16 protein-coding genes are annotated in these 19,388 nt (G+C 74.0%); 7 read left to right on the top strand and 9 right to left on the bottom strand.

Annotated elements, in window-relative coordinates:
* Window positions 1-97 precede the first annotated feature (97 nt).
* The 5 genes from FHS34_RS29280 to FHS34_RS29260 all read right to left on the bottom strand — a co-directional run bounded on the left by FHS34_RS29280 (window position 98) and on the right by FHS34_RS29260 (window position 6,521).
* Window positions 98-1,336 carry an MFS transporter gene (locus FHS34_RS29280; protein ID WP_184970875.1) on the bottom strand — a complete coding sequence of 413 codons (1,239 nt, stop codon included), beginning with the start codon at window positions 1,334-1,336 and terminating at the stop codon, window positions 98-100.
* A 22-nt stretch (window positions 1,337-1,358) separates the two neighbouring features.
* Window positions 1,359-2,753, bottom strand: a complete 1,395-nt coding sequence (locus FHS34_RS29275) for a CitMHS family transporter (RefSeq protein WP_184970873.1) — start codon at window positions 2,751-2,753, stop codon at window positions 1,359-1,361.
* A 124-nt stretch (window positions 2,754-2,877) separates the two neighbouring features.
* Window positions 2,878-5,109 (bottom strand): molybdopterin oxidoreductase family protein, encoded by a 2,232-nt coding sequence (locus FHS34_RS29270; RefSeq protein WP_184970871.1) that lies wholly within the window; start codon window positions 5,107-5,109, stop codon window positions 2,878-2,880.
* 103 nt (window positions 5,110-5,212) lie between these two features.
* Window positions 5,213-5,830: a TetR/AcrR family transcriptional regulator gene (locus FHS34_RS29265; RefSeq protein ID WP_184970869.1), complete on the bottom strand. Its 618-nt coding sequence runs from the start codon at window positions 5,828-5,830 to the stop codon at window positions 5,213-5,215.
* 133 nt (window positions 5,831-5,963) lie between these two features.
* Window positions 5,964-6,521, bottom strand: coding sequence for a hypothetical protein (locus tag FHS34_RS29260; protein ID WP_184970867.1), 558 nt, complete (start codon window positions 6,519-6,521; stop codon window positions 5,964-5,966).
* 150 nt (window positions 6,522-6,671) lie between these two features.
* On the opposite strand from FHS34_RS29260, the gene hmgA reads away from it, so the two are divergent.
* The 3 genes from hmgA (at window position 6,672) to FHS34_RS29245 (ending at window position 10,079) form a co-directional block, all read left to right on the top strand.
* Complete coding sequence (gene hmgA / locus FHS34_RS29255; RefSeq protein ID WP_184970865.1) at window positions 6,672-8,006, top strand: homogentisate 1,2-dioxygenase; 1,335 nt, start codon at window positions 6,672-6,674, stop codon at window positions 8,004-8,006.
* Between the two features lie 45 nt (window positions 8,007-8,051).
* Complete coding sequence (locus tag FHS34_RS29250) at window positions 8,052-8,798, top strand: GntR family transcriptional regulator (RefSeq protein ID WP_184970863.1); 747 nt, start codon at window positions 8,052-8,054, stop codon at window positions 8,796-8,798.
* A 99-nt stretch (window positions 8,799-8,897) separates the two neighbouring features.
* Window positions 8,898-10,079, top strand: coding sequence for a type ISP restriction/modification enzyme (locus FHS34_RS29245; RefSeq protein WP_184970861.1), 1,182 nt, complete (start codon window positions 8,898-8,900; stop codon window positions 10,077-10,079).
* On the opposite strand, the gene FHS34_RS29240 is transcribed toward FHS34_RS29245, so the two are convergent.
* Complete coding sequence (locus FHS34_RS29240) at window positions 10,076-10,660, bottom strand: nucleotidyltransferase domain-containing protein (RefSeq protein ID WP_184970859.1); 585 nt, start codon at window positions 10,658-10,660, stop codon at window positions 10,076-10,078. The two genes, FHS34_RS29245 and FHS34_RS29240, sit on opposite strands and share 4 nt — an antisense overlap.
* Window positions 10,661-10,857: 197 nt before the next feature.
* Between FHS34_RS29240 and FHS34_RS29235 the strand changes: the two genes are divergently transcribed.
* Window positions 10,858-12,078: a CaiB/BaiF CoA transferase family protein gene (locus FHS34_RS29235; protein ID WP_184971272.1), complete on the top strand. Its 1,221-nt coding sequence runs from the start codon at window positions 10,858-10,860 to the stop codon at window positions 12,076-12,078.
* A 64-nt stretch (window positions 12,079-12,142) separates the two neighbouring features.
* On the opposite strand, the gene FHS34_RS29230 is transcribed toward FHS34_RS29235, so the two are convergent.
* The 3 genes from FHS34_RS29230 to FHS34_RS29220 all read right to left on the bottom strand — a co-directional run bounded on the left by FHS34_RS29230 (window position 12,143) and on the right by FHS34_RS29220 (window position 13,970).
* Complete coding sequence (locus FHS34_RS29230) at window positions 12,143-12,412, bottom strand: hypothetical protein (protein ID WP_184970857.1); 270 nt, start codon at window positions 12,410-12,412, stop codon at window positions 12,143-12,145.
* A 125-nt stretch (window positions 12,413-12,537) separates the two neighbouring features.
* Window positions 12,538-13,380, bottom strand: a complete 843-nt coding sequence (locus FHS34_RS29225; RefSeq protein WP_184970855.1) for an anti-sigma factor — start codon at window positions 13,378-13,380, stop codon at window positions 12,538-12,540.
* On the bottom strand, window positions 13,377-13,970 hold the full coding sequence (locus tag FHS34_RS29220) for a sigma-70 family RNA polymerase sigma factor (RefSeq protein WP_184970853.1): 594 nt from the start codon (window positions 13,968-13,970) through the stop codon (window positions 13,377-13,379). The genes FHS34_RS29225 and FHS34_RS29220 overlap by 4 nt, the downstream gene beginning before the upstream one ends.
* A gap of 158 nt (window positions 13,971-14,128) precedes the next feature.
* Between FHS34_RS29220 and FHS34_RS29215 the strand changes: the two genes are divergently transcribed.
* The 3 genes from FHS34_RS29215 (at window position 14,129) to FHS34_RS29205 (ending at window position 19,373) form a co-directional block, all read left to right on the top strand.
* A complete protein-coding gene (locus FHS34_RS29215; protein ID WP_184970852.1) occupies window positions 14,129-15,670 on the top strand; it encodes a DUF4331 domain-containing protein in 1,542 nt (513 codons plus the stop codon).
* 89 nt (window positions 15,671-15,759) lie between these two features.
* Window positions 15,760-17,649 carry a tetratricopeptide repeat protein gene (locus FHS34_RS29210; RefSeq protein WP_225817668.1) on the top strand — a complete coding sequence of 630 codons (1,890 nt, stop codon included), beginning with the start codon at window positions 15,760-15,762 and terminating at the stop codon, window positions 17,647-17,649.
* Window positions 17,646-19,373, top strand: a complete 1,728-nt coding sequence (locus tag FHS34_RS29205; RefSeq protein ID WP_184970850.1) for a sulfite exporter TauE/SafE family protein — start codon at window positions 17,646-17,648, stop codon at window positions 19,371-19,373. Before FHS34_RS29210 ends, FHS34_RS29205 begins: the two co-directional genes overlap by 4 nt.
* The last annotated feature ends 15 nt before the right edge of the window (window positions 19,374-19,388 follow it).

Here is a 19,388-nt window from a genome sequence, read left to right as displayed (position 1 = left end):
CCTCCGGGGTTCAGACGATTTTCATACAAATCGCTCTTTTGCCCAGGACTCTGCTTCATGGCCCGCGCGACCCCCGGCAACGAGGCCCGGCGCGCCGTCAGATATCGCTCGTGCGGCGCAATCCCGGGCGCCGGCGCCCCTCCCCCGTCACCCGGCCGGCCGCTTCCCCGGGGCTCCCCGGCGACCGCAGCGCGACGCCCGACGACACCAGCAGCAGGGCTCCCAGCATCACGAACGGCGCCGCCACCCCCGCCAGACCGGCGACCAGACCCGCGGCAGCCGGAGCGGCCACCTGGCCGAGCCGGTTGCCGGTCAGGCGCAGGGCGAGCGCGGTGGAGCGGGCCTCGGCGGGCGCGGCCTGCACCACCGTCGTCATCGACAGCGGCTGGCCCACGCCCAGGCAGAAGCCGAGGAGCGTGAGCATCGTGCCGAGCGCCCACACCGGCACCGGCAGCGCGACCCCGGCGCACAGCAGGGCCGCCGGCAGGCAGGTGACGGCGAGCAGCGCGGGCCGGCCGAGCAGCCGCAGCAGCGGGGTGAGGACGAGCCGGCAGGCGATGGTCGCGCCGGCCCGGAGGCTGAGCAGAACCCCGATCAGCGAGGGGGCGATGCCCCGGTGCTCACCGACCACCGGCAGGTAGGCGGTGAGGATGTCGGTGGCGGACAGCACCGACAGGCTGATCAGTATGCCCGCGGGCACGCCCCGGGCGCGCAGGATGCCCGCGACCGGGACCCTTCCGCCGCCCGGGGAAGGGGGGCCGACGGCGGCGGGGTCCTCGATGCGCCACAGCGAGCTGAACGCGACCGCCGCGCCCACGCCCGCCGTGATCAGGGCGAGCGCGCTGCTGTGCGCCATGTCGGGGCCGCCGATGAGGGCCCCCGCGGCCACCGGCCCGACGAGCTGGCCGAGGGAGGCGCCGATGGTGAAGTGCCCGAAGTTGCGGTCCTGTTCGTGCGGTGCGGACCGGCGGGCCACCAGCGACTGGGCGCCGATCACGAAGCACAGGTGGCCGAGCCCCATCACCCCGCTCCACAGGGCCATCGTCCCCAGGGAGCCGGCCAGCCCGCTGAGCGCGCAGCCGCCGGCGATGAGGACCACGCCGGCCGGCAGGAGGGGCGCGCAGCGGCCGTGGTCGGTGCGGCGGCCGAGCGGTACGGCGGCGAGCAGCGGCAGCAGGGCGTACACACCGGCGATGACACCCACCGCCCGTTCGTCGGCGCCCAGCGCGAGGGCCCGGTAGGAGACGGCGGGCCGGGCCATCGACACCGCCCCCTGCGCGCAGCCGAAGGCGATGACGAGGCGGAGCAGCCAGCCGCGGTTCCCACCGGGCGCCATGGGTGAGGCCCTTCCCGGGGTGTCAGACGATGCCGAACAGGATGGCCGCGCCGAGCACCGCCAGTGAGGTGAGCGCGGCCCACTTGACCACGAACCGGGTGTGGTCGCCGAACTCGACCTTGGCCATGCCGACCAGGACGTAGACGGCCGGGACGAGCGGGCTGGACATGTGCAGCGGCTGGCCGACGATGGAGGCGCGGGCGATCTCCAGGGAGGAGACGCCGTGCGCGTGACCCGCCTCGGCGAGCACCGGCAGGATGCCGAAGTAGAAGCCGTCGTTGGACATGAAGTACGTCAGCGGGATGCTCAGCACGCCGGTGACGAAGGCCATGTGCGGGCCCATGCCGTCGGGGATGTTGTCCACCAGCCAGGCGGCCATGTGGTCGACCATGCCGGTGCCCTGCAGGACGCCGGTGAAGACGGCGGCGGCGAACACCATGCCGGAGACGTTGAGGACGTTCTCCGCGTGGGCGGCGATGCGGGCCTTCTGGTCCGGCATGTGGGGGAAGTTGACGGTCAGGGCGAGGGCGGCGCCGAGCAGGAACAGCACCGGGATCGGCAGACACTCCATGATCATGGCGGTGAGCAGGGCGACCGTGAGCAGCGCGTTGAACCAGTAGAGCCCGGGGCGCAGGGTGGGACGGTCGGGGTCCAGGCCCTGGAAGCCGTCGTCGCCGGGCTCGTCGGGCCGGTCCACGCCCGGGCCGGAGCCGCCGGCCGGCTTCGCCTCCTCGCCGGCACCGGCGCCGACCAGCACCGTCTCGGTCGCGGCCTCCTTCACCAGCGCCTCGTCCAGCGTGAGCACGCCGAGCCGCGCCCGCTCGCGGCGGCCGAGGACGCAGGCGAGGGCGAGGACGAACACCAGGCCCACGGCGAGGGCCGGGATCATCGGCACGAAGATGTCGCCGGCGTCCACCTTCAGCGCGGTGGCGGCGCGGGCGGTGGGGCCGCCCCACGGCAGCGTGTTCATCACGCCGTTGGCCATGGCGGCGACGCCGGTCATCACGACCAGGGACATCTTCAGGCGCTTGTACAGCGGGTACATCGCCGAGACGGTGATCATGAAGGTGGTGGAGCCGTCGCCGTCCAGGGAGACGATCGCCGCGAGCAGCGCCGTACCGACCACGATCCGCAGCGGGTCGGCCCTGCAGAACCTCAGGATGCCCCGCACGACCGGGTCGAAGAGGCCGACGTCGATCATCACACCGAAGTAGACGATCGCGAACATGAGCATCGCCGCGGTGGGGGCGAGGCCGGTGACGCCGTCGATGACGTAGTCGCCGAGCTTGGCGCCCTTGCCCACGAACACGCAGAACAGCGCGGGGATGAGCACGAGCGCCGCGATCGGCGACATCTTCTTCAGCATGATCAGGACCAGGAAGGTCGCGATCATGGCGAAGCCGAGGATGGTCAGCATGAATGGATACCTAACGTTCGCCCTTGAACATCCCACCTGGGGGTCGGCGGTGCGTTGACGTTAGGTCCGTCCAAACGGCGTTAACAAGACGTTGACGCGCGAGCAATAAGCGCAAAAGTCCAGGTCACGGCAGTGCGACGAGTTCGACGGGGATGCCGTTGAGCACCGCGTTGCCGGAGAGCGGGTCGAGCTGACTGCCGTCGAGCAGCTGGTTGACGTTGACGCCGGGGTCGGTCGCGGCATGGCTGAGGCGGGTGCCGGGCCGGTCGTGTCCCCAGCCGTGCGGCAGGCTCACCACCCCGGGCCGGACGCCGTCGGTGACCTCGGCCGGGGCCACCACCTCTCCCCCGGCGCCCTTGACGCGCACGGCCGCGCCGTCCCGGACCCCGAGCCGGGCGGCGTCCTCGGGGTGGATGTGGACGGTGCAGCGATTGCTGCCGCCGGTGAGGGCGGGCACGTTGTGCATCCAGCTGTTGTTGGAGCGCAGATGGCGGCGGCCGACGAGGACGAGGCCCGCGGGGCGGTCGCGCAGGGCGGCGCGGAGCCGGGGCAGGTCGCCGGCGATCGGCTCGGGCAGCATCTCGATCCTGCCGCTGCGGGTCTTCAGCGGCTGCGGCAGGCGGGGGCGGAGCGGGCCGAGGTCGATGCCGTGCGGGTGGGCGAGCAGCTTCTCCAGGGTCAGCCCGTCGGGCCGGGCGCCGAAGCCGTCGCCGTACGGGCCGAGGCGCAGCATCAGGTCGAGCCGCCGTTCGGGGCCGGTGTCGCCGGTGAGCCGGGCCGCGAGGTCGCGCGGGTCGCGGCCGTGCACCGGCGAGTGCTCGTCCCGCACGGCCTTGCCGAGGGTCTGGTCGACGACCGTCGTGTCGACGGCCCCCGGGTCGGCGCCGTGCATGCCGGTCGCGGCCAGGATCAGCCGGGCGAGGATCTCGCTCTCGGCCATGCGGCCGGGCTCCAGCGGGACGGCGGGGCGGGTGTAGCGGACCTGGTTGCGGACGGCGAGGGTGTTGAAGGCGAAGTCGTGGTGCGGGCTCTGGGCGGGCGGGGGCGGCGGCAGCACGACGTGGGCGTGGCGCGAGGTCTCGTTCAGGTACGGGTCGACGCTGACCATGAAGTCCAGGGAGCCCAGGGCCTTGTCGAGCCGGTCGCCGTCGGGCGCGGAGAGCACGGGGTTGGCGGCGACGGCGATGAGCGCGCGGACCGGGGTTCCCTCCTCGGTCACGGTGTCGATCTCCTCGGCGAGCGCGGAGAGCGGCAACTCCCCCTTGGCCTCGGGGTGTCCGCTCACCCGGGAGTGCCAGCGGCCGAGGGCGAAGCCGCGGCCGGGGCCCGCCGGGCGGGGCGTGCGGTCGGTGGCGGCCTGCGGGAAGAGGGCACCGCCGGGGCGGTCCAGGTTGCCGGTGAGGATGTTGAGGACGTCGACCAGCCAGCTGGCCAGGGTGCCGTGCGGGACGGTGCAGCTGCCGATGCGGGCGTAGACGGCGGCGGTGGGCGCGGCGGCGAGGTCGCGGGCGAGCGTGCGGATGACGCCGGCGTCCAGGTCGCAGGCGGGGGCCACGGCTTCGGGGGTGAAGTCGCCGAGGGCCGCGCGGAGTTCGTCGAGCCCTTGGACGTGCCGGGCCAGGTCCCCGAGGTCGGTCAGGTCTTCCGCGAAGAGGGTGTGCGCCATCGCGGCGAGCAGCAGGGCGTCGGTGCCGGGGCGGATCGCCAGGTGCCGGTCGGCGAGCCGGGCGGTGCGGGTGCGGCGCGGGTCCACGACGGTGAGCCGGCCGCCGCGGGCCTTGAGGGCCTTGAGCCTGCCGGGGAAGTCGGGGGCGGTGCACAGACTGCCGTTGGACTCCAGCGGGTTGGCGCCTATGAGGAGCAGGTGGTCGGTGTGGTCCAGGTCCGGCACGGGGATGGCGTTCGCGTCGCCGAAGAGCAGTCCGCTGGAGACGTGCTTGGGCATCTGGTCGACCGTGGAGGCGGTGAACAGGCTGCGGGTGCGCAGGGCGGCGAGCAGGACCGGCGGGTACAGGGCGCCGGCCACGGTGTGCACGTTGGGGTTGCCGAGGACCACGCCGACGGCGTCCGGGCCGTACCGCTCCACGACCGGGCGCAGTCCCGCGGCGACCGCGTCGAAGGCCTCCTCCCAGCTGGCCTCGCGCAGTTCGCCGTCGGTGCGGACGAGGGGGGCGCGCAGCCGGTCGGGGTCGCCGTCGACGGCGCCGAAGGAGGCTCCCTTGGGGCAGATGAACCCCCGGCTGAAGACGTCGTCGCGGTCGCCGCGGGCGCCGGTGACGCGGGTGCCCTCGACGGTGAGGGTCAGCCCGCAGGTGGCCTCGCACAGGGGGCAGATTCGCAGGGCGGTGCGGGACACGGGTCCTCCCGGAGGTCGGCGACGGGCTCGCCCCGTGCGCGGACGGACAGGAGGCGAGCATACCGACCGGTACGGATGCTGGGGAGCCCCGATGCGGGACCGTTCAGTCCAGCACGCGCCCCAGGTACGCCCGCAGCAGTTCCCGTATCTCGGTGATGATCCCCTCGTCCCCCTGCGGATCGACCCGGAAGGCCAGCTGGACGAGGCTGTCGGCGCTCTCCACGGCGACCAGGAAGACCCGCCGCAGGTCCGCGTCCGGGTCGTGGACGAGGTAGTCGGCGAGCAGCTCGGTGAGCCGGTCGGCGACCCGGGTGTTGGGCTCGCCGTGCCGGGAGCCGACCGGGATCTGGTTGCCGAAGTCCACCAGGGAGAAGCCGGGCGCGGTGCGCTTCATGGCCAGGTACTCGTCCAGGACGGCGTCCATGGCGGCCCGCCAGTCCCCCTTGCGGGCCCCCTTCAGCCGCTCGGTGACCCGCTCGACGTACCGCTCCAGGTTGCGCTGGGCGAGGGCGTCGGCCATCTCCCGCTTGTTGCCGAAGAAGCGGTAGACCGAGCCGATGGGGACACCGGCGCGCTGGGCGACCGCCCGCGTGCTCAGGGCGTCGTAGCCCACCTCGTCGAGGAGGTCGGCGCAGGCGTCCAGGATCCTGGTCAGCCGTTCGGCGCTGCGCCGCTGGACGGGCGCGCGGCGGAGCGATGTCGCTTGGGGCACGGGCTTCATGATGCCTTTCCGCCGGGGCCTGGTGAACCTCACCCCACGGTACGGAGAAGCATGGTCCTTGCACTCATGCGCCGCCGGGCCCCGGTCACCGGCGGCCGTCGGTTTCCCGGACGGCCGGGTCCGACGGCCGGACTCACCCGCCGGCGCCCAAGGACGTGGTCGCGGCCGGCGGCTCCGCCGTGTCCGCCTCCGCGTCGGACACCGTGATGTCGGCGGTGCTCTCGACCGGCTTGCCGCGGACGGCCCACACCGTGCCGTCGTCGGCGTACAGCCGGGCGGTGATCTGGTGGGTGCCCTGCGGGACCAGTCCGGCGGCCAGGTGGTAGGCGGGGGTGCGCAGCCGGGCGACCGGGCGGCCGTCCACGTAGAGGTGGGCGAGGCCGCGTCCGATGGCCGCCGCGGGCCGGGTGCCGGGCGCGGAGCAGCGGAAGTGGCGCAGGGCCAGCCGGACGTCCCAGCCGCCGGCGGCGTCCGGGGTGACCTCGACGGCGACCTCGGGGGCGTTCTTCCTCGGCACCTCGCGCAGGTTCCGGCCGGTCTCGTCGGTGTTGTCCAGGACCTTCCCCACGGGCGAGGGGGCGACCGTGCCCCCGTGCGCCTCGCCGGTGGCACAGGCCACCGCTCCGAACGGCAGCAGGACGCACACCGCGAGTGCGGCGAGAGGTCCACGCGTCCACTTGTTCCACGACATGACCGGGAGCGTAGAACAGCCCGCCGGTGGTCCGGATCCCTCTCAAGTCTGGTTCTGGCCCTACCTCCCTGGGAGGACACCGGAAGCCCTTGCGCGGGCACGCTCTCATTCCTACGGTGTTACATAGGAATCGGGACGCGAGGAGCGAGCATGAGCGGGGACGCACGGAAGACCGCCGAGGGGCTGTCCTATCTGACCGGGTTCGGCAACGAGCACGCCTCGGAGGCGGTGCCGGGCGCCCTGCCCGAGGGCCACAACTCGCCGCAGCGCGCGCCGCTCGGCCTGTACGCGGAGCAGCTGAGCGGTACGGCGTTCACCGAGCCGCGGGCGCACAACCGGCGCTCGTGGCTCTATCGCATCCGCCCCTCGGCCGCGCACCCCGCGTTCACCCGCACCGACAACGGCGGGCTGCGCACGGCCCCCTTCACCGAGACGGTGCCCGACCCCAACCGGCTGCGCTGGAACCCGCTGCCGGAGCCCCCGGCGGGCACGGACTTCCTCGGCGGCCTGTGGACGCTGGGCGGCAACGGCGACGCGACCCAGCGCACCGGCATGGCCGTGCACCTGTACCACGCCGACGCCTCGATGGAGCGGGTCTTCTCCGACGCCGACGGGGAGCTGCTGATCGTGCCCGAGCGCGGCGGGCTGCTGCTGCACACCGAGTTCGGCCGACTGCATGTGGAACCGGGCCATGTGGCGCTGATCCCGCGCGGGGTGCGCTTCCGTGTGGAGCTGCTGGACACCGCGTCGGACGGCGGGCCGCGCCCCACGGCACGCGGCTATGTGTGCGAGAACTACGGGGCGCCGTTCCAGCTTCCCGACCTCGGACCCATCGGCGCCAACGGGCTCGCGAACGCCCGGGACTTCCGGGCGCCGGTCGCCGCGTACGAGGACGTCGAGGGCCCGGTGGAGGTGGTGAACAAGTTCTGCGGCAACCTCTGGACGGCGACGTACGACCACAGCCCCCTGGATGTGGTCGCCTGGCACGGCAACCATGTGCCGTACGTCTATGACCTGCGCCGGTTCAATGTGATCGGCACCATCTCCTACGACCACCCGGACCCGTCGATCTTCACGGTCCTGACCTCCCCGTCGGACACCCCGGGCCTGGCCGGCGTGGACTTCGTGGTGTTCGCGCCGCGCTGGCTGGTGGGCGAGGACACGTTCCGGCCGCCGTACTTCCACCGGAACGTGATGAGCGAGTACATGGGCCTGATCGAGGGCGCGTACGACGCCAAGGCGGAGGGTTTCGTGCCCGGCGGCGGTTCGCTGCACAACATGATGTCCGCGCACGGCCCGGACCGGGAGACCTTCGACCGGGCGAGCGCGGCCGAGCTGAGGCCGCAGAAGATCGACGACGGCCTGGCCTTCATGTTCGAGACCCGCTGGCCGGTGACCCTCACCCCGCAGGCGGCCCGGGCCGACCACCTCCAGCGACGCTACGACGATGTGTGGCAGGGCATGGAGCGCCACTTCCGGGGGTGACCCCCGCCGTTGCGCCGAATGTCCTCGCCGGGTACGGATAGCCGCGTGACCTCCTTCGCTCCGGATTCGATCGTCCTGAACCGCAAGCTGCCGCTGTGGTACCAGGTGTCGCAGTCGCTGCGCGCCTCGATACTGGGCCGCTCACCCGAGGACCCGCTGCGCCTGCCCACCGAGGAACGGCTGGCGGAGCACTACGGCGTGAGCGTGCTGACCATGCGGCAGGCGCTGAAGGAACTGGAGGACGAGGGGCTGATCAGCCGGCACCGGCGGCGCGGCACGTTCATCGAGCCCGACGCCCGGCGCGGGGCGCCGGTGCGGCTGCTGGGCTCGGTGGACGCGATCGTGGCCCAGCAGTCCGGGATGACGACCGAGCTGCTGGACCACGGCCGGGTGCCGGTGCCGGCCGGACTCGCCGAGTACTTCCCGGACCTCACGGAGGTGGCGGCGTACCACCGCCTGCGCAGCGACGAGAAGACCGGCGAGCCGACCAACCACGCCGTCAACCACATCCTCCCCGGCCTGGCCGACCGCATCGACCCGGAGGACCTGATCCGCTGGCCGATGACCAAGGTGCTGCGGGACGTGGTGAAAGCGGACATCAGCCGGATCACGGACACCGTGGAGGCGCGGCTCGCCGACCCGGAGACGGCCCGGCTGCTGGAAGTCCCCCTGCTCAGCCCGATCCTGCACTACACGGGCGTGACCTACGACACCGAGGGCCGGGTGCTGGACGTGGCGGTCATCCACTACCGGGGCGACCGCTTCTCGTTCACCGTGACCCTGGACGCGTAGGCACCCCGCCCCGCCGCGGGCCCCTCGTGGCCGGTCGCGGTCGCGCGGTGGAGCCGCGCATCGCGTACGCTTCCGCGCCCCTCGGGACGCTGCCGTAGCATGCCCAGCGTGACGCGCGACGACGCTCCGCCGCTGGCGGACCTCATGCCGTGGTCCGTCGCACCCCTGCGGCTGGGCCGCGCGTGGCCGACGGCACCCGATCCGGCCTCGCCGAAGGCACGCTGGGACGCCCTGCTGAAGGCCGAAGGGCCCGGCCGGGAGGCCCTGTTCGAGCCGACCCGCGCCCGTACGCTCCAGTCGGCGGTGGGCCAGCTGCCCGGCCAGTCCACCGGCACGGAACGGCTCGCGCGCGCCGAGGGCCCCTGCGCGGAGCCGGTCCGGGTGCTGGCCGCCCCGTTCGACGAGCGGTGGCTGATCCCGGACCACCGGCTGATCGACACGGCCCGCCCGGAGCTGTGGCGGGTGGCGGACGCCCGTCAGGTCTTCACGGTGGAGACGGGCGACGCCGGCACCCCGCTGCTGGCGACCGCGCTCCTGCCCACCCTGCGCACCGGCCGCGTCCGCCCGCTCTACCGCCGGCCCGGCGGCACGGAACCGAACCTGGCCCCGGGCCTGCTGGACCTCCTGGCGGCCCGCCTGGGCGTCCGCCCCACCGCACCGGACATGCTGGCCTGGATCCTGGCGACGGCCCGCCCGGACCTCACCGTCCCGCTCACCGACGACCCCGCGCTGTGGGCGTCCGGCGTGGACCTGGGCCGCCGTGCGCTGTGGCTGATGCGCCGGGACGGGGAACGCCCCAAGCTGCCGGGCGGTCGCCGGCCGTACGTTCGCGCGCCCCTTCCGGGCCTCAGCCGGCTCCGCCCGGGCGGGGACCCCGGGGCCGCCCTCCACTACGACCGCGACGAGGAGACCCTGCATCTGGGAGAGGGCCGCATCTCCCCCGTCCCGCCCGAGGCCTGGGACCACGAGGTGGCGGGCGTCCGGGTGCTGGACGCCTGGTTCGCGGCCCGCACCGCGCCGGGCGAACCGGGCACGCTCGCGGCGATCCGCCCGGCGGCCTGGCCGCAGAGCTGGACGTCGGAGCTGCTGGAGCTGATCACGGTCCTCGCACTGCTGGCGGAACTGCGGCCGGAGCGGGCCGGGTTGGCGGTGCCGTCCGCGGTCACGGCGGCCGAGCTGCGGCAGGAGGGCGTCCTGCCGGCACCGGAGCAGGCCCGCCGTCCCGCTTCGGTCCTGGACCATCACGAGGAGGGCCCGGAGGGACAGTTCGCCCTGCTCTAGTGCCTTTCGCCCGGATCGGCCCGGCCCGGTCCGGACGGGAGGCCCCCGCCCGTCTCCCGGCGGAGCAGGGCGGCCTCCAGGCGGGCGATGTCCTCGGCGTCCTTGGCCCGGCGGGGGCGGGAGGGGTCCCAGACGGGCATCATGCGCTTGATCTCGATCTGGACGCGCGGGTCGACGATCGGCGCCTCCAGCGCGCCGATACGGCCGGGCCCGGCCTCGAGCATCCCGTCCGGCCAGGGCGTACCGGCCCAGGGGCCGCCCGCGACGGTCACCCGGCCCACCGCGTCCGTGGCGACCAGGGTGAAGCTGCTGTCCAGGCCGTCCTTCACGAAGTCGAGCTGGAGGCCGGCCGGCGGCCCCGGCACCGGCGTGTGACCGAGCCGGGCGAGGACATCCGCGAGGGCCCGGGCGTCCTGCGCCCGGGCGAACCAGTCGATGTCCCCGTGTTCCCGGGTGATCTCGCCGAGGAAGAAGTCCATGGCCCAGCCGCCGCGCAGCCAGAGCGGGACGCCGCTGTCCCGGGCGGCCTCCAGGACCCTTGCGATCAGGTCCAGTTGATGCCGGGCACGCTCCTGGTCCACTGCCTTCCCCCCTGTTCGGACGAGCGATTGCGGCGGCAGCCTGCGCAAGGGTGCGGGAGAACCGCGTGGCCGGCCCGCCGCGGGCCGAGTGAGCCCGTACCGCCGGCGCACTGCTGACAAAGCCGCCGCTCAGGGGCCATGATCCGGTCATGGACCAGCCGATTGATCAGCCGACGGACCAGCCGATGGACCAGCCGATGGACCAGTTCGTGGACCGGCCCCCGCGGCGGCAGCCCCTGCCCCTGGAGGGCATCACCGTCGTCGCCGTCGAACAGGCCGTGTCCGCGCCCTTCGCGACCCGGCAGCTCGCCGACCTGGGCGCCCGGGTCATCAAGGTGGAGCGGGTCGACGGCGGCGATTTCGCGCGCGGTTACGACACCGCGGCCCGTGGCCTCGCCTCGCACTTCGTGTGGTGCAACCGCGGCAAGGAGTCCCTCGCGCTGGACCTGAAGGACCCGCGCGGGCTGGACGTCGTACGGCGGCTGGTCGCGGACGCGGACGTGTTCGTGCAGAACCTCGCGCACGGCGCGGCGGCCCGGCTCGGCCTGGACGCGGCCACGCTGTGCGCCGCGCACCCGCGGCTGATCGCGGTGGACATCTCGGGCTACGGCGGCTCGGGGCCGTACGCGGACAAGCGGGCGTACGACATGCTCGTGCAGTGCGAGGCGGGCCTGGTGTCGGTGACCGGGACGCCGGAGCAGCCGGTGAAGGCGGGCATCCCGGCGGCGGACATCGCGGCGGCCATGTACGCGTTCTCCGGGGTGCTGGCCGCGCTCGTGCGGCGCGGGACGACCGGGCGGGGCGGGCCGGTGGAGGTGTCCATGCTGGAGGCGCTCGCCGAGTGGCTGGGCCATCCGCTGCACCACGCGATGCACGGAGGTGAGCCGCCGGCCCGGACCGGCCTCGCGCACGCCGTGATCGCGCCGTACGACGCCTACCCGACCGCGGACGGCGGGCGGGTGCTGCTGTCCGTGCAGAACGACCGGGAGTGGCGGCGGCTGGCCGAGCAGGTCATGGGCCGCCCCGCACTGGCCACCGACCCGGCGTACGCGACCAACGCCGCGCGGGTGGCGCACCGGGAACGGACCGACGCCCTGGTCGCCGGGGCGCTGCGGGTGCTCGGCACCGAGGAGGCGCTGGCCCGGCTGGAGCGGGCGGGCATCGCCTGCGCCCGGCTGCGGGACCTGCACGAACTGGCGGAGCATCCGCAGCTGGCCGCCCGGGAGCGCTGGCGTCGGGTGGGATCGCCCGCCGGGCCGCTGAAGGCGCTGCTGCCTCCCATCACTCTGCCGGGCGGGGACGAGGCACGGATGGGTGACGTGCCCGCGCTCGGGCAGCACACCGGCGCGCTGCTGCGTGCCGTGGGGATGACGGACGCCGAGATCGCAGCGCTGCGCCGGGACGGTGTGGCGGCCTGAGCGCGGGCATGCCCGCGCGGTGGCCGCGTCGATGGCCGGTTCGGTGACCCGTGGGGGCAGCCGGTCAGTGACCGCCGAACAGCGAACGACGCAGCCGGCGCAGCGGCGCGAAGAGGGAGACGCGACTCACCCGCGCGCCCCGGTCGCTGCGCTTGTGCGCGGAGTCACGTGCTGTCAGCTCAACGATCAGCGAGGTCGCCTCGATCGTCTCCCGCTGCGGTATGGCGGGACCCGCCAGTACCGACAGATGGCGGTCGAGACGCGAACTGGTCGCGCTGCTTCCGCAGGTGATCGCAGGGACCCTGGCCCTGCTGCGCATCGTTATCTGCTCCATGTCACTCCCCACCCGTACGAGTCACCCGGCCCGGGCAGGGTAACCCTATCGCCCCAGTGGGGCATGCGTGTATCTCGCCCACAGGATTCACCTTCCCCGTAAGGGTGTTGACCATCCCCGTTCGATCACTCTCCGAATCCAACCGATTTCAGGGTGAGTTGGACAACCGGCTGGCCGGTGGGCTGCGCTGACCCTCCGTCAGGCTCGACGGTTACGGCGAGTGACGTCGAGGAGGTGTCGAGACCCTTCGCGACCAAGGGCGTGTCGCCCGCGAGAAGGCCCAGGGAGCGCGGTTGCGCACGGGGGCGCATGAGCCAGAGCTGGTGGACACGTCCGCCGGGCGGGGTGCCGTATCCGCCGAGGGTGACGACGGCCGTCCGCTCAGATGCGGAAGCGATCACTCCGAAACTTCGGCCGCGTCCGTCCTCGCTGCTCGCCGCGCGGGCGTCGGAAGCGGCCAGAACGTGGGCGATCTCACGTGCCCGGGCCTGCTCGGCGGCGAGCCGGTCCTCGGTGCGGTGCGCCTGGACCGCGAAGAGGGAGGCGACGACGAGGGCCGCGGCGGCGGTGGCCGTGGCGAACGGGGCGAGGAGGGGGCGGCCCCGGGGCGCCCGGGTGCGTCCCGGCGGGGGCTGGGTGCCCCAGACGTGCGGCGGCAGCCGGCGGGTGCGCGGCCGGGCCTGCGCCTCCTGGCGGGCGGCGCCGTTCCCGAAGGGGGCCGGCTCCTGGGGGGTGGCGCGTACGGCGGCCAGCACCCGGTCGCGCAGGGCGGCGGGCGCGGGGGCCGCGGTGGACCAGGCCAGGCGGACGGCGTCCTCGGCCAGGTCCCGCACCTCGGCGGCACAGCGGTCGCAGCCCGCCAGATGCTTTTCGAAGCGGCGCCGCTCGGCCGGTTCCAGGGCGTCGAGCGCGTAGGGCGCGGCGAGCGAGTGCGGATCCTCGCCGCGCAGCCTGCCGAGGATGCTCATGCGGCGCCTCCCAGGCACTGGCGCAGCCGGGTGAGACCGTCGCGCATCCGCGTCTTGACCGTGCCGAGCGGCAGGGAGAGCCGTTCGGCCACCTCACGGTAGGTGTAGCCGTCGTAGTAGGCGAGGGTCACCGACTGGCGTTGCAGGGCCGTGAGCCGGGTCAGACAGCGGCGCACCCACTCGCGTTCCAGGCCGGCCTCGACCTCCTCGGCGACCTGGTCGAACGCGGGTTCTCCGGCGCGCAGGGCCTCGCGCTGCTCGCGTTCCCCGGCCGCGCGGGCGCTGCGCACCCGGTCGACGGCGCGGCGATGGGCGAGGGTGAGGATCCAGGACAGGGCGCTGCCCCTTCCGGGGTCGAACCGGCCCGCGGAGCGCCACAGTTCGAGCAGCACCTCCTGGGCGACCTCCTCGGACTGGGCGGGGTCGCGCACCACCCGGCGCACCAGCCCGAACACCGGCCCGGACACCAGTCCGTACAGTTCCTCGAACGCCCGCTGGTCGCCGCCGGCCACGAGACCCAGCAGCTCCTCCGCCTGTCTGCCGGGCCCCTCTTGGGGGCCGCAGCCGGCTCTTCCCCGCGTACCGCGCATCCGCACCGCACACACCTCCCCGAGGTGATACGTATCCGCGGGCCGAAAACGCGGGTCCCGAGCCGGGAAAAAGTTTTTTCCCCTCCGACCAAACCGATCGGCGGGTTCGCTCCGTATACCCGTCCGTCAAAGGCAAGTCGGCACTGAGGACGGACGGCATGACACCTGTTTTCTCCAGGAGCGGCACGGGACGCGCGGGCCTGGTCACGCTCATCTGCGGCGCGTTGGCCGCCGGAGGGCTCACGGCCGCCGGCGTCGCCACGCTGGCACCCGGGGCGGCCTCCGCCTCCTCCCACCGGGAGGCCCCGCTGATCTCGGGCACCCCGCAGTACGACAACACCGACCTGTACGCGTTCGTCAGCCCGGACAAGCCCGACACGACGACGCTGGTGGCGAACTGGATCCCCTTCGAGGAACCGGCCGGCGGTCCGAACTTCTACACCTTCGCCGACGACGCCCAGTACGACCTGCACATCGACAACAACGGTGACGCGCAGGGCGATCTGGTGTTCCGCTACACCTTCAAGACCCACACCAAGAACGGTGACACGTTCCTCTACAACACGGGACCGGTCACCAATCTGGCCGACCCCGACCTCAACATCACGCAGACCTACGACCTCGACCTCATCCGTCTGAAGAACGGGCACGAGATGTCGAGCACGAAGCTCGCCGACGACGTGCCGGCCGCTCCGTCGAACGTCGGCAAGGCGTCCATGCCGGACTACGGCAAGCTGCGCTCGCAGGCCGTCTACAAGTCGCCGGGCGGCACGACGACCTTCGCCGGGCAGGCGGACGACCCGTTCTTCCTGGACCTGCGGGTCTTCGACCTGCTGTACGGCGGGAACCTCAGCGAGGTCGGCCGGGACACCCTCAAGGGCTACAACGTCAACACCATCGCCCTGCAGGTGCCCAACGACCTGATCCGCGAGTCCGCCCACCAGCCCGTCGTCGGCATCTGGTCGACCACCCAGCGCCGTAACGCGCAGGGCTACTACAGCCAGGTCTCCCGCCTGGGCAACCCGCTGGTCAACGAGGTCGTCAACCCGCAGAAGGACAAGGACAGGTTCAACGCCTCGCAGCCCGCGTACGACGGGCAGTTCCTGAAGAACGTCACCAACCCCGAGCTGCCGAAGCTCATCGAGTCCATCTACAAGATCAAGGCGCCCGCCGAGCCGCGCAACGACCTGGTCGACGTATTCCTCAAGGGCGTCAAGGGGCTCAACCAGCCGCCGAAGGTCAAGGCTTCGGAGCAGCTGCGGCTGAACACCTCGGTCAAGCCGAGCATGCATCCCAAGCGGCTGGGTGTGCTGGACGGTGACAACGCGGGCTTCCCGAACGGCCGTCGGCTCACCGACGACGTGATCGACGAGGCGCTGCAGGTCGTCGAGGGTGAACTGGTCGGCTCCAAGAACGACCTGGGTGACGCGGTCGACAAGAACGACAAGAACTTCGAGAAGCACTTCCCGTACGTCGCCGAGCCCACGGCCGGTTCGCGCGGCCGGCTCGCCAAGGGCACGACCGCGGGCACGGACGTGCGCAGCCAGCTCGGCGACGCCCTCCAGCCGGCCGGGTCGTCCTCCGGCGGTTCCGGGAACACCATGCTGATCGCCGCCTCCGCGGCCTCCGGTGCGGCCGGGATCCTGCTGCTCGTGACCGCCTTCACGTGGTGGCGCCGGCGCATGCAGCGCGCGTACTGACCCCCGCACCCACCAAGACCGGCGCGGCCCGTGTTCCCCCCTCCCCCACGACGGGCCGCGCCTTCCACACGACCGACGGAGGACAAGGCATGGGCCCGCGCGGGCAGGACGACGAGAAGGACGGGCGTACGGCACCCACGTCCGGGCACGACCGCCCGGCACCGCCTTCGCCTCCGGGGCCGCGAACCGCCGGGAACGGTGCGGAGCCGGGCACCGGAGAACACCGCAGCGGCGCCGAGCCCGACGACGCCCGGGAGCACCCGCCGGCCACCGACGGGAACGAGGACGCCGGCAGCGGGCACGAGGGTGCCGACGGTCAGTGCGAGGGTGCCGGCACCGACGGGAGCAGAGGCGCCGTCGGTGGCAGCGGCGAAGCCGCTGGTGCCGACGACCGGCCCGAGGGTGCCGGCACCGACGGGAGCAGAGGCGCCGTCGGTGGCAGCGGCGAAGCCGCCGGTGCCGCCGGGGAGAGCGGGGGTGTCCCCGACGGAGGCCAGGGTGACGCCGGCCGGAGTGAGGGTGCCGCCTTCGGCAGCGAGGGTGTCCCCGACAGGAGCGAAGGCGCCGCCGGCCGGAGTGAGGGTGCCGGCGGTCGGCGTGAAGGTATCGACGGTGGGGCGGAGCGGGTCGCCGCCGTTCGCCGGGTCGGGGCGGTCGGGCGGCGCCGGCGGGGGGCGCAGCTCGTCGCCTGCGCGGCCCTGCTCGCGGTCGCCATGACCGGCGGCGCCATCGCGCTCGGCACCGGCCGGGCGCCGGCGGTCCAGCCGGTCGCCGCCGGCGCCGTGGACCCCGGTGTCCTGGGCGGAGGGGACCTGGACGCGAGCATCACCGCGCTCCAGACCCATCTACGGGCCCAGCCGAAGGACTCCGGCGGCTGGGCCACCCTCGGTCTGGCCTACGTGGAGCAGGCGCGCACCAAGGCCGACCCGTCCCGGTACCCGCAGGCGGAGCGAGCGCTGCGGCGCTCCCTGTCACTGGCGCCGGACAGCGATCAGGCCCTGGCCGGCCGCGCCGCCCTCGCCGCCGCCCGGCACGACTTCACGAACGCCCTGGCCTACGCGGACGCGGCCCTGCGGCAGAACCCGTACAGCGAACGCGCGCTGTCCTCCCGGATCGACGCCCTGGTCGAACTCGGCCGCTACGCCGAGGCGTCGACGGCCGCCCGGACCGCCGACGCGCGCAAGCCGGGCGTGCCGGTGTTCACCCGGTACGCCTACGTCCACGAGCTGGCCGGCGACGTGACCACCGCGCGCCGGGTCCTCGAACAGGCGCTGGCCGCCGCCTCGTCGCCGGGCGACACGGCGTACGTCGCCACCCAGCTCGGCCAACTCGCGTGGAACCAGGGCGACTACAAGTCCGCACTGACCTGCTACGCCCGCGCCCTGGCCGCGGACGACGGCTACCTCCCGGCGCTGGAGGGCCGGGCCCGCGCCCGGGCGGCCGACGGCGACCGGGCGGGGGCGGTCAAGGACATGGAGGCGCTGGTGGCACGCTCCCCGCTGCCCGGACCGCTGGTCGAGCTGGGCGAGCTGTACGAGGCACGGGGCGCGGCCGGCGACCGGGCGCGGGCCCGGCGGCAGTACGCCCTGGTCGACGCCTGGACCGCGCTGGCCCGCGCCAACGGCGTCAACGCCGACCTGGACACCGCGCTGGCCGCCGCCGAGCACGGCGACCGGCGGGCCGCCCTGCGTGCGGCCCGCGCCGAGTGGGCCCGCCGGCACACCGTGCACACGGCGGACGCCCTCGCCTGGGCGCTGCACGTCAACGGCCGTGACCGGGAGGCCCTTCCCTACGCCCGCCGGGCCACGGCCACCGGCTACCGCAACGCCGCCTTCCGCTACCACCGCGGTGTGATCGAGCTGGCCACGGGCCACCGGGCGGCCGGCCGGGCCTCGCTGGCCTCCGCTCTGAGGCTCAACCCGGGCTTCTCCCCGCTCGGCGCCGCGCGGGCCCGCACGGCGCTGGAGGGAGCCGAGTGAAGCTCCGTCCGCTGTGCGTCCTGCTCGCCGTGTGCGCCCTGGCCCTGCTGCCGGCCGGCACCGCGAGCGCGCACCCCCTCGGCAACTTCACCGTCAACCGCTACGACGGTCTGGTCGCCGCTCCCGGGCAGCTCCGCGTCGACCATGTGGAGGACCTCGCCGAGATCCCGGCGACACAGGCCAAGCCCGAGATCGAGCGGCTCGGACTGGCCGCGTGGGCCCGGCAGCGCTGTGCCGGGGCCGCCGCAGGGAGCAGGCTCAGCGTGGACGGGCGTGCGGCCGCGCTGACCGCCGCCCGCAGCAGCGCGCGCCCGCGGCCCGGCCAGGCCGGTCTCGACACCCTGCGCGTGGAGTGCCGGCTGACCGCGCCGCTCCCCCGCGGTGCCACCGTCAGCCTCGGCTTCCACAGTGCCGGCGCCGACGGCGGGCCCGGCTGGCGGGAGATCACGGCGCGCGGCGACCGGATGACGCTGAGCGCGACGGACGTGCCGAAGACGTCGGTCTCCCGGGAACTGACCGTCTATCCCCAGGACCTGCTGTCCTCCCCCGCCGACACCGCCACCGCCTCCCTGCGGGTGCGGCCCGGCGGCCCGGCGCTCGCGGCGGACGCGCAGCGGCAGGCGGCCACGGGGTCCGGCGTGCTCCCTCGGGGAGCCGACCGCTGGACCCGGGCCCTGGACGACCTCGTGGCCCGGCAGGACCTCACCGTCGGCTTCGCCGCGCTGGCCCTGCTCATCGCGGTCGTCCTGGGCGCGATGCACGCCCTCGCGCCGGGCCACGGCAAGACCCTGATGGCCGCGACGGCGGCGGCGCGCGGGGGCCGGGCCCGGCCGCGGGACGTGCTGCCGCTGGCGGCCTCGGTCACCGTGACGCACACCCTGGGCGTGGTCGCCCTGGGCCTCCTCGTCACGGCCGGCTCCGCCGCCACGCCCACGGTGATCTCCTGGCTGGGCATCGCCGGCGGCGCCCTGGTGCTGGCGGCGGGCGTGACGCTCGTGCGCCGGGCCTGGCACAACCGCGCGCACGCGGTGGCCGTGCCCCGGGAAGCGGCGGTACGGCGGGAGCTGGCGACCGTGGGTGCCGGACACGGCGCCGCCGACCACCCTCACGAGCACAGCGGTGTCGAACACACCCATGGGGGCCACACCCATGGGGGCCACACCCATGGCCACCCGCACGGCCATGAGGAGCACAGCCATGGGGAGCACGCCCATGGGGCGCACCACCATGGGGACGAGGCGCACGGCGGTCACTCACATGGAGAGCACACCCACGCCGGCCACACCCACACCCACAGCCACACCCACGGAGGTCACACCCACAGCCACGGCGGCCACACCCATACTCACGGCGGGCACACCCACACCCATCCCACCGCCCCGACCCTCCGCGGCACGATCCTGCTCGGGTTCGCCGGCGGGCTGGTGCCCAGTCCCTCCGCCGTCGTCGTGCTGGTCGGCGCCGCCGCGCTCGGCAAGGCGTGGTTCGGCCTGCTGCTCGTCGTGGCGTACGGGGCGGGTCTCGCGCTGACCCTCACCGCGGCCGGTTTCGCCGTCGTACGGCTGGGTGCGGGGGCGGCCCGGGTGCTGGAGCGGCGCCCGCGCTGGGCCACGCACCCGCTGACCGCCCTGGCGCACCGGACCCTGCCGCTCGTGTCCGCGCTGGTCGTGCTGGCGCTGGGCACGGGACTGGTGCTCAAGGGGGCCGCATCCGCGCTGGGCTGAGCTACTTTTGTGGAG

The sequence above is a fragment of the Streptomyces echinatus genome, from assembly GCF_014203595.1.
GTDB lineage: Bacteria > Actinomycetota > Actinomycetes > Streptomycetales > Streptomycetaceae > Streptomyces > Streptomyces echinatus.
The sequence above is the reverse complement of the archived record's forward strand: the minus strand, read 5'-3'. Positions and strand labels throughout refer to the sequence as shown.